Origin of the sequence: Actinosynnema sp. NPDC059797, assembly GCF_042732085.1 — a bacterium.
Classification (GTDB): Bacteria; Actinomycetota; Actinomycetes; order Mycobacteriales; family Pseudonocardiaceae; genus Actinosynnema.
Genome location: NZ_JBHWIE010000400.1, coordinates 1 through 6,127 on the forward strand (window position 1 = coordinate 1; position 6,127 = coordinate 6,127).

Annotated in this window: 7 protein-coding genes; 4 read left to right on the forward strand and 3 right to left on the reverse strand. The window is 74.2% G+C overall.

Going from position 1 to position 6,127, the window contains the following annotated elements; translation table 11 throughout:
- Positions 1 to 160 precede the first annotated feature (160 nt).
- Both ACFV4N_RS38240 and ACFV4N_RS38245 read left to right on the forward strand, forming a co-directional pair.
- Entirely contained in the window at positions 161 to 1,591 is a 1,431-nt protein-coding gene (locus ACFV4N_RS38240; protein ID WP_499677566.1) for a sensor histidine kinase, read from the forward strand.
- Positions 1,588 to 2,256: a response regulator transcription factor gene (locus ACFV4N_RS38245; protein WP_499677567.1), complete on the forward strand. Its 669-nt coding sequence runs from the start codon at positions 1,588 to 1,590 to the stop codon at positions 2,254 to 2,256. The genes ACFV4N_RS38240 and ACFV4N_RS38245 overlap by 4 nt, the downstream gene beginning before the upstream one ends.
- Positions 2,257 to 2,329: 73 nt before the next feature.
- On the opposite strand, the gene lexA is transcribed toward ACFV4N_RS38245, so the two are convergent.
- Positions 2,330 to 2,986: a transcriptional repressor LexA gene (lexA, locus tag ACFV4N_RS38250; RefSeq protein ID WP_499677568.1), complete on the reverse strand. Its 657-nt coding sequence runs from the start codon at positions 2,984 to 2,986 to the stop codon at positions 2,330 to 2,332.
- A gap of 66 nt (positions 2,987 to 3,052) precedes the next feature.
- Entirely contained in the window at positions 3,053 to 3,199 is a 147-nt protein-coding gene (locus tag ACFV4N_RS38255) for a hypothetical protein (RefSeq protein ID WP_499677569.1), read from the reverse strand.
- 107 nt (positions 3,200 to 3,306) lie between these two features.
- Between ACFV4N_RS38255 and ACFV4N_RS38260 the strand changes: the two genes are divergently transcribed.
- Positions 3,307 to 3,999, forward strand: coding sequence for an SAM-dependent methyltransferase (locus ACFV4N_RS38260; protein WP_499677570.1), 693 nt, complete (start codon positions 3,307 to 3,309; stop codon positions 3,997 to 3,999).
- Here ACFV4N_RS38260 and ACFV4N_RS38265 read toward each other — a convergent pair.
- Positions 3,989 to 5,011, reverse strand: a complete 1,023-nt coding sequence (locus ACFV4N_RS38265; protein ID WP_499677571.1) for a LacI family DNA-binding transcriptional regulator — start codon at positions 5,009 to 5,011, stop codon at positions 3,989 to 3,991. The genes ACFV4N_RS38260 and ACFV4N_RS38265 overlap by 11 nt on opposite strands.
- A 244-nt stretch (positions 5,012 to 5,255) precedes the next feature.
- On the opposite strand from ACFV4N_RS38265, the gene ACFV4N_RS38270 reads away from it, so the two are divergent.
- Positions 5,256 to 6,092: a zinc metalloprotease gene (locus ACFV4N_RS38270; RefSeq protein ID WP_499677572.1), complete on the forward strand. Its 837-nt coding sequence runs from the start codon at positions 5,256 to 5,258 to the stop codon at positions 6,090 to 6,092.
- Positions 6,093 to 6,127: the final 35 nt, after the last annotated feature.

A 6,127-nucleotide genomic window follows, 5' to 3' on the forward strand; every position in this document is an offset into this window, starting at 1 on the left:
GGGGCGGGCGAGTCCGGCACGACGGAGCCCGCGCCGCCGGTGGAGCCGACGACCGCCGCGCCGCCCGCGCCGCCGGCGCCGGTCGTGGTCGCGCCGCCACCGCCCGTCCCACCGGGCGACGACGATGACGACGACGGGGGCGGGGACTCCGACGACGGCGATGACTGAGCGGCGGCGGCGCCGCGCGCGGGCGGTGCCGGCCCGCGTGCGGATCATGGGCTGGCTGCTGCTCCTGGTCGCGGTCGTGTCGCTGGCGACCACCCTGGTCACCCACAACCTGCTCCTGCGCGAGGTGGACCGCGACGTCAACGCCGCGCTGGAGCAGGAGGCCGCCGAGCTGGGCCAGGTGATGGCAGAGGGCGTCGACCGGGTCACCGGCCGGCCGTTCGCCGACGTGCGCGAGGCGCTGTCCGCGCACCTCCAGCGCCAGTACGTGGACGACGACGAGGTGATCCTCGCCTGGACCCCGACCTCCGGGCCGATCCTCCAGGACCGCGAGGAGCCCTTCCGCCTCGGCGAGCACCCCGAGGTGCTCGACCCGATCCTCACCGCGCCCGCCACCAGCGGCGCCACCGCCACCCCGGCGGGGGAGATGCGCTGGATCCGGGTCGACGCCGTGGGCGCGGGCGACGACCGGGGCGCGCTGGTGGTCGGCTACTTCGTGGACCGCGATCGCGACGAGGTCGCCACCACGGTGCGCACCCTGCTGCTGGTCGGGCTGCTCGGCGTGGTGCTCGCGGGCGCGGCGGCCTGGTTCGTCGCCGGCCAGATCCTCAGCCCGGTGCGGCTGGTGCGCCGCGCCGCCGCGGAGATCACCGAGCACGACCTGACCCGGCGCATCCCGGTCGAGGGCCGCGACGACATCGCCGCCCTCGCCGAGCAGTTCAACGCGATGCTCGACCGGCTGGAGCACGCCTTCGCCACCCAGCGCCGGTTCCTCGACGACGCGGGCCACGAGCTGCGCACCCCCATCACCATCGTCTCCGGTCACCTGGAGCTGCTGGGCGACGACCCGGCCGAGCGCGCCGAGGCGGTCCGGCTGTGCACCGACGAGCTGGACCGGATGAACCGCATCGTCGGCGACCTCCTGCTGCTGGCCAAGGCCGAGCAACCGGACTTCATCACGCCCGCGCCGGTGGAGGTGGCCGAGCTGACCAGCGACCTCTACGCCAAGGTCCGCGCGATCGGCGACCGGCGGTGGCGGCTGGAGGCCATCGGCGAGGGCGAGGTGCGGCTGGACGAGCAGCGCGTCACCCAGGCCGTCGTCCAGCTCGCGCAGAACGCCGTGCAGCACACGGAGGCCGGCTCGGAGGTCCTGGTCGGCTCGGCGGTGCGGGGCGGCGTCGTGTCGTTCTGGGTCGCCGACCGCGGGCCGGGCGTGCGGCCCGAGGACGCCGAGGCGATCTTCGAGCGGTTCGGCCGCGGCTCCACCGGCGGCGCCGCCGGCCACCGCGCGGGCGCGGGCCTCGGGCTCGCCATCGTGCGCGCCATCGCCGAGGCCCACCACGGCCTGGTCCGCCTGACGTCCGCGCCGGGCGCGGGCGCCCGTTTCGCGATCGAGATCCCCACCCGACCCGGAGGCAGCACGTGACCCGCATCCTGATCGCCGAGGACGAGGCCCGCATCGCGTCCTTCGTCCAAAAAGGACTCAACGCGAACGGTTTCACCACCACCGTGGTCGCCGACGGCGAGAGCGCGCTCCAGCACGCCCTCAGCGGGCAGTTCGACCTGCTCGTGCTCGACCTGGGCCTGCCCGGCCGCGACGGGTTCTCGGTGCTGGGCGCGCTGCGCGAGCGCCGCAACACCACGCCCGTGATCATCCTGACCGCCCAGGACTCGGTCCGCGCCACCGTCGCGGGCCTGGAGGGCGGCGCCGACGACTACATGACCAAGCCGTTCCGGTTCGAGGAGCTGCTGGCCAGGGTGCGGCTGCGGCTGCGGCGCAACGAGACCATCACCGAGCCCACCGTGCTGCACGCCGGGGCCGTGTCCCTGGACCTGCGCACCCGGCGGGCCGACGTCGACGGCACGGCGGTCGACCTGACCGCGCGGGAGTTCGCGCTGCTGGAGCTGTTCCTGCGCCACCGCGGCCAGGTGCTGTCCCGCGAGCAGATCCTGTCCCACGTGTGGGGCTACGACTTCGACCCCGGCTCCAACATCGTCGACGTGTACGTGCGGGCGCTGCGCCGCAAGGTCGGCGCGACCCGGATCCGGACCGCGCGCGGCATGGGCTACGCCTTCGACGTGGCGTGCTGACCCGGCACCGGGCGCCGGGCAGGCCGGCCCCGAAGCGCCGCGCAGCCCGGCTCGGACGCCGCGCGGCCCGGCCTCAGACGCTGCGCAGCACCGAGACCACGACGCCCAGGACCACGGCCCGGTCGCCGTCGATCGCCTGGTAGGCGGGGTTGCGCGGCTCCAGCCGCACGTGGCCGTTGCTGCGCTGGTAGACCTTGACCGTGGCCTCGTCGTCGATCATCGCGGCGACGATCTGGCCCGAGTGCGCCTCGTGCTGCTGCCGGACCACCACGATGTCGCCGTCGCAGATCGCCGCGTCCACCATCGAGTCGCCGCGCACGCGCAGGCCGAACACGGTGCCGCGCCCGGTCAGCTCGCGCGGCAGCTCCAGCACGTCGTCGAGGTGCTCCTCGGCGGTGATGGGCACGCCCGCCGCGATGTCGCCGACCACGGGCACGGCCACCGAGCCGCCGGCGGGCCGGGGCGCGGCGGGCTGGAGGAACAGCCGCACGTCGATCGGCCGCGCCATCGAGGCGCTGCGCCGCAGGAAGCCCTTGTCCTCCAGGCTCGCCAGGTGCTTGGACACCGAGGACGACGACCGCAGGCCGACCGCCTCGCCCAGTTCCCGGGTGCTGGGCGGGTAACCGTGCCGGACCACCCAGTCCCGGATCACGGCCAGGATCCGCTGCTGGCGCGGCGGCAGGGCCGAGGTGTCCAGGTGCTCGAACGCGTCGGGGTCGTAGGCGGTCACCCGCGGAATCATAGGGGGCCGGCGCCACGCCCCCCGACGTGGAGGACCGCACGCCACCCGAACCGGTCAGCCGACCAGGCCCGGGACGGCGGCGACCGCGTCGTCGAGCCGGAGCCACCAGCCCCGCTCGTCGCCGCGGACGACCGGCTTGAGGATCGCGGACCGGGCGCGGTCGAGGTCCAGCAGGACGACGACACCGAGGGCACGCCGCACGGTATCGCGGCCGGCCGGCCAGCCCCTACCGTGGTGGTGTGGACGAGTAGCCGAAGAGCTTCGACGAGGCCTTCCGCCTGGTCGAGCGGTCGGCGTGGCTGCGCGAGGTGTTCCCGGCCGCCTTCGACCGGGACCTGCCGCCGGAGGTGGAGCCGTTCTCCTTCGTGCCGGTGTCCGGCCTGGAGGAGATCGCGACCGCCCTGCGCGTCGGGCCGGGGGAGTCGCTGGTGGACCTCGCCTGCGGGCGGGGTGGGCCGGGCATGTGGGTGGCGCGTCGCACCGGGGCCGCGCTGCGCGGCGTGGACGGGTCGCCGGTCGCGGTCGAGGCGGCGTCGAGGCGCCGGGACGCGTTCGGCCTGGGCGCGCGGGCGCGGTTCGCGGTCGGCGACCTGGCTGCCACCGGGTTGGCCGACGGCGAGGCGGCCGCGGTGCTGTGCGTGGACGCGTTCCCGTTCGCCGAGGACCTCGACGCGGTGGCCCGGGAGCTGTGGCGGGTGCTGCGCCCCGGCGGTCGGCTGGCGCTGACCTGCTGGGAGCCGCGGGTGCTCGGTGATGAGGGCGTCCCGGCGCGGATCGCGACGCTGCGCTGCGGCGACGTCCTGCGCTCGGCGGGGTTCGGCGAGGTCGAGGTGCTGGAGCGGCCGGAGTGGGAGGAGCGCAGGCGCGCGGTGTACGAGGCGGCGCTCGGCGACGAGCGCCCCGACGACCCCGGGTTGGCCATCATCCGGTTGGAGGCGCGCAGCGCGTTGCCGAAGATGCCGCTGCTCAGGCGCGTGCTCGTGACCGCGGTCAGGGCGTGACCGGCGCGGTGGACTCGCGGACCACCAACCGGCACGGGTGGCGCACCACGCCCGCAGCGGGCCGCCCGTCCAGGGCGTCGAACAGCAGCCGCGCCGCCGCCGCGCCCAGGCCCTCCAGGTCGAGGTCGACCGTGGTCAGCGGCGGCCGGCAGTCGGCGGCGAATTCCTCCCAGTTGTCGTAGCCGACGATCGCCACGTCGTCGGGGATGCGCTTGCGCAGGTCGGTCAGCGTGTCCGCGACGCCGGTGGCGATCTGGTCGTTGCCGCAGAAGATGGCGTCGACCTCGGGCGCGGTCGCGAGCAGCACGCGCGCGGCGTGCCTGCCCCACCGCTGCGTCCACTCCCCGTGCAGCGGTCCGCCGCCCGCCATGGTCAGGCCGTGCTCGGCCAGCACCTCCCGCATCCCGGTGACGCGGTCGCGGGCGGCCCGGTAGGTCTGCGGGCCGGTGATGTGGCCGATGCGCCTGCGGCCCAGCGACACCAGGTGCTCGACGGCGAGCCGCGCGCCGCCCTCGTCGTCGGCCAGCACCGACAGGTCGTCCGGGTCCTCGGACTCGCCGTAGACGTAGACCACGGGCACCGGGATCTCGCCGGTGAGCGACGGGCGCAGGTCGTTGTCGTCGCCCAGCACGATGAACCCGTCCACCTGCCGGGAGAGCAGGGTGCCGATGTAGTGCCGGCGGCGGATCGCGTCGCCGCGCGCGTCGCACAGCAGCACCGACATCTGCTCGTTGGCCAGCGCGTTCTCCACGCCGAGCAGGACGGGGATCGAGAAGCGGCCGCCCAGTTCGTCGGTGAGCAGGCCGATGGTGCGGGTGCGGCCCGAGATCAGGCCGCGCGCCAGGGCGTTCGGCCGGAACGACAGCCGGGCCGCGGCGCGCAGGACGCGGTCCCGCGTGGCGGGCGCGACCTCGTCCCTGCCGTTGAGCGCCTTCGACGCCGTGGAGATCGACACGCCGGCGAGTTCGGCCACGTCGTTGAGGGTCGGCGAGTTCGACCGCTGCCTGCCCATCGAAACCCTTTCGAAGATTTGTCGAATGACGTTTCAACGGTATTCGCAGATCAAGTGCAGTGGTGAGGGAATCGGATCAGAAGGTCGTCATCATTGCCGAAAACGTTTTCGACTGCCAGAGTGCTGGATGCGCGACCGGGTGAGCACGGTCCGCCACCACGCCGCGATCGATCACCACCGCCGAAGCCGAAAGCCGCCGCCGAAAGCCGACCGCCGTCGCCCACAACCGGAAGGAGGGATCGCAGTGCCGCGGTCCTGGAAGAGGAAGGTCCTGGCGGTGCTCCTCGGCGTCGCCACCGCGGGCGCCCTGGCCGCACCCGCGTCGGCCGTCGCCAACCCGCCGGGCTGGAGCCCGCCGTCGAACCTGGTCACCCCGCTGAACCAGGTGTGGTCGCACCAGGAGAGCACCTACGGCAACCTGTACGGGTTCCGCAACTACGGCTGGGACCAGGTGTTCGCCAACGGCGGCCACCTGAACTTCTGCGTCCGCTGGGACTCGCCGGCCCCGGTCTCGGCCGCGCTGCGCGACCGCGTCCACGCCAAGCTCGCCGAGCAGTACCGGAAGTGGACGGACCTCCTGGTGGGCCACAACAACTGGCCCTACGCCTCCGTGCCGGTGAAGGTCGTCGGGTGGGCGGTCCGCGACCGCGCCCAGCTCCAGTGGTCCGACAACTCCGTCGACATCTACGTCAACGACATCCGCGAGAACGCCCCGCAGTGCGCCGAGCCGTGCGGCCGGTTCTTCGTCCGCGACGGCGCCTACCGCAACTGCCCCGGCGGCGTGGCCAGGCACTACGACCAGTCGCTGTGGCTGACCGCGGGCATGTCCGGCGGCGCGGGCGGCGACTGGGGCCAGCGCGTGGGCAGCGAGTACTTCGTCAACAACCTCGGCAGCACCGACGTGACGATCTTCCTGCACGAGGTCGGCCACACGTTCGGCCTCGACGACTTCTACGACTGGACGCCCAGCGGCGTGCCCGGCTTCATCATGAAGGCCGGCAGCTCCCCGAACATCACCGAGTTCGACGCGTGGATGTTCCGGGACTGGTGGCGGCACCTCAAGAGCCGGTACGGCCGCTGATCCCGGCCGGCGCCCCGCCCCGCCCTGCGCCGGCG